Source organism: Kineococcus glutinatus (assembly GCF_039542765.1).
Taxonomy (GTDB): Bacteria; Actinomycetota; Actinomycetes; order Actinomycetales; family Kineococcaceae; genus Kineococcus_A; species Kineococcus_A glutinatus.
On sequence record NZ_BAABIL010000863.1, the window covers coordinates 1 to 3,507 of the forward strand.

A 3,507-nucleotide genomic window follows, 5' to 3' on the forward strand; every position below is an offset into this window, starting at 1 on the left:
CTCGGCCGGGGCCAGGGGGTTGATGCGCGTGGGGTCGCCCCCGAGGTCGGCGACGGCCTCGCGCATGGTGGCCAGGTCCACGACGCACGGGACGCCGGTGAAGTCCTGCATGATCACGCGGGCGGGCGTGAACTGGATCTCGGTGTCGGGCTCGGCCTGCGGGTCCCAGCCGGCCAGGGCCCGGATGTGCTCGGCGGTGATGTTGGCGCCGTCCTCGGTGCGCAGCAGGTTCTCCAGCAGCACCTTGAGGCTGAACGGGAGGCGGTCCGCGCCCTCCACCGCCGCCAGGCGGTAGATCGCGTACTGCCGATCCGCTACGCTTAGGCTAGCCTTAGCTCCGAAGCTGTTCTGGCTGCTCACCCTGAGCTCCTCACTCGTCGTCCGCGTCGTCGCCGACCGTCGGGTCGCGGCCATCCTGCCGCATTCCGGCGGACGGCTCACGGCCATTTATCTCGACGTCAAGATATCACGCCGGGCCGCCGCCGCCTCCCCCGCACCCGGCGCGTCGTGCGCCGCCAGCGCCCGCTCCACCGCCGCGGTCACGTGCAACCGCGTCGTGGGGAAGACCGGCACCGGCGCGTCCGCCGGGCCCACCAGCAGCTCGATCTCCGTACAGCCCAGCACGATGCCCTCCGCACCGGCCGCCACCAGGTCGGCGACGACCTCCCGGTAGGCCGCCCGCGACGCCTCCGCCACCACCCCCCGGCACAGCTCCTCGTAGATGACGCGGTGCACCAGCTCCCGCTGCGCCCCGCCCGGCACCAGGACCTCCACCCCGGCGGCGGCCATCCGCTCCCGGTAGGACGCCTGCCGCATCGTGAAACCCGTGGCCAGCAACCCGACCCGGCGCAGCCCCGCCGCCCGCACCGCCGCCGCCGTGACGTCCACGATGTGCAGCAGCGGCACGTCCACCGCCGCCTGCACCTGCGCGGCGACCTCGTGCATCGTGTTCGTGCACAGCAGCAGCAGCTGCGCCCCACCGGCCCGCAGCGCCGCCGCCTCCCGCGCCAGCACCTCCCCCGCCTCCCGCCACGCACCGGCGGCCTGCAGCCGCTCGATCGCGGCGAAGTCCACCGAGCGCAGCAGGCAGTCCGCCGAGTGCAACCCGCCGAGGCGCTCGCGCACCAGCTCGTTGGCCAGCCGGTAGTACACGGCGGTGGACTCCCAGCTCATCCCGCCCAGCATCCCGATCGTCAGCACGGCTCCCCCTCCTCGTCGCGGGCGCCGCCACCGGCCGCGCCCCGGCCCGCGCACCAGCCTGCGCGGCGGCGGGCCGCCCGCACCACGGCGACCTGCCCGGGAGGGCCCCCAAGCAGAACTTGCAGATCAGGGAGCGCGGTGGGGTGCCGCGGCCCGGCGCAGCTGCGCCAGCAGGGCGCGCACCGCCGGCAGCTGAGCGCTCTCGGCGGCCAGCCGGGCGCTGACCGCCCGGGTCACGGGCACCGCCGGGGGGCGCACCACCACCGCCGGGTGCCGGCTGGCCGCCAGCGCCAGCGAGGGCAGCAGCGCGACCGCCCCGCCCGAGGCCACCATCGACTGCACCACGACGTAGTCGTCCGTGCTGTGCCGCACCTGGGGGCTGAAACCCGCCGCGGCCGCGGTGCGCACCAGGTGCGCCCGGCAGCGCGGGCACCCGGCGACCCAGCGCTCGGCGGCCAGCTCGCCCACGTCCACCTGCGCGCGCCCGGCGAGCGGGTGCCCCGGCGGCAGCACCAGCAGCAGCGGCTCCTCCAGCAGCGGCACGACCACGCCGCCGTCCTGCACCGCCGGCTCGTCGAGGTGGTCGAAGACGACCGCCACGTCGCAGCCGCCCCGGGCGAGGTGCTCCAGGGCCTGCGGCGGCTCGAGCTGGTCCAGGACCACGTCCAGGCCGGGGTGGTCCTCGGCCAGCCCCGTCATCGCCGCCGCGACGAACGTCGCGGCGGCGGAGGGGAACGCGGCCAGCCCGACGCGGCCCGTGCGCAGCCCCGCCAGGTCCGCCAGCGCCGCCTCGGCCTCGGCCAGGCGCGCGGCGACGGCCTCGGCGTGCTCCAGCAGCACCCGCCCCGCGGCGGTCAGCACGATCCCGCGGCCGCGGCGGGCGATCAGCGCCACCCCGACGTCGCGCTCCAGGCGGCGCACGTGCTGGCTGACCGCCGGCTGCGTCCACCCCAGCACCCGGGCCGCGCCCGACAGCGAGCCGCTGCGGCCGACCTCGCCGAACACGAGCAGCCGCCTGGGGTCCAGCGCCCGCGGCGGGACGCCCCCCGCCGCCACCCGCCCCGCCGGCACCCTCAGCCCACCGGCACCAGCACGCCCACGCACTCCACGTGGTGGGTCATCGGGAAGAGGTCGAACGCGCGCAGGTCCTCCAGCCGGTAGCCGAGCCCGGCGAAGGTCGCCACGTCCCGCGCCAGCGCCGCCGGGTCGCACGCCACGTACGCCACCGCCCGCGGGCGCAGCCCGACGAGGCGCTCCACCACCTCCCGGCCCGCCCCGGAGCGCGGCGGGTCGAGCACCACGACGTCCACCTCCCCCGGCACCGCGTCCGGCGCCCCCGGTGCGGCCAGCGCGGCGTCCACCCGGGCCGCCACCAGCCGCACCTGGCCGTGCTCGTGCAGCGCGCGGCGGGCGTCCTTCACCGCCCGGGCGTCCTGCTCCACCGCCACGACGGTGCCCGTCACGCCCACCGCCTCGGCCAGGGCCGCCGTGAACAGCCCCGCACCGGAGTACAGGTCCAGCGCACGCTCCCCGGGCCGCGGCCGCAGCCCGGCCAGCACCGCCTCCACCAACGCCGTGCCCGCCCCCGGGTGCACCTGCCAGAAGCCCGCACCGCTCACCCGGAAGCGGTGCTCGACACCGGCGGCCTCGACGCGCTCGGCCAGCCACGTGCGGCCGCTGACCCGCTCCAGGCCGCCACCGGCGGTGCGCACCGCCACCGACGTGCCCGCCGGCCGGGGCAGCCGCAGCCGCGCCGGCCCCCCCGGTGCCGGCGTCACCACCAGCAGCGGGTCGCCGCCGTCGGAGGGCGCGGCGACCTCCAGCACCTCCACGTGCGCCCAGCGCTCCCCCAGCACACCCGTGCCGACGACCGCCTCGGTGCTGATCGGGCAGTCCGCCAGCGCCACCACCTCGTGGGAGCGGTGCTTGCGCAACCCCGCCCGGCCCGCGGCGTCCACCGCGAACGCCGTGCGGGTGCGCCAGCGCAACCCGTCGACGTCGCCCGGCACCGCCTCGACGACGACCTCGCGCTCCAGGCCCGCCAGCCGGCGCAGCTGCTCGGCGACGACCTCGGCCTTCAGCCGCCGCTGCGCCTCCAGCGCGACGTGCTGGAAGTCGCAGCCCCCGCACAGCCCGGGCCGCGCCACCGGGCACGGCGGCTGCACCCGGTCCTCGCTCGCCTCCAGCACCGCCACCGCGTCGCAGCGCCAGAAGCGCGCCGACGCCCCGCCCTCGGTGACCCGGGCCCGCACCCGCTCCCCGGGCAGGGCGTGGCGGACGAACACGACCCGGCCGCCGTGGCGGGCC

General features: G+C 78.0%; 4 protein-coding genes. All 4 read right to left on the reverse strand.

All coding sequences use genetic code 11. From position 1 onward, the window contains the following. Positions 1-360 (reverse strand): aconitase family protein (locus ABEB16_RS22140; protein ID WP_345714319.1); only part of this gene is annotated, 360 nt, incomplete at its 3' end. 87 nt (positions 361-447) lie between these two features. Then, positions 448-1,200: an aspartate/glutamate racemase family protein gene (locus tag ABEB16_RS22145; protein WP_345714320.1), complete on the reverse strand. Its 753-nt coding sequence runs from the start codon at positions 1,198-1,200 to the stop codon at positions 448-450. A gap of 126 nt (positions 1,201-1,326) precedes the next feature. After that, positions 1,327-2,256, reverse strand: coding sequence for a LysR family transcriptional regulator (locus ABEB16_RS22150; RefSeq protein ID WP_345714321.1), 930 nt, complete (start codon positions 2,254-2,256; stop codon positions 1,327-1,329). 17 nt (positions 2,257-2,273) lie between these two features. Continuing rightward, positions 2,274-3,507: class I SAM-dependent RNA methyltransferase (locus ABEB16_RS22155; RefSeq protein WP_345714322.1), on the reverse strand; the 1,234-nt coding region annotated here is incomplete at its 5' end.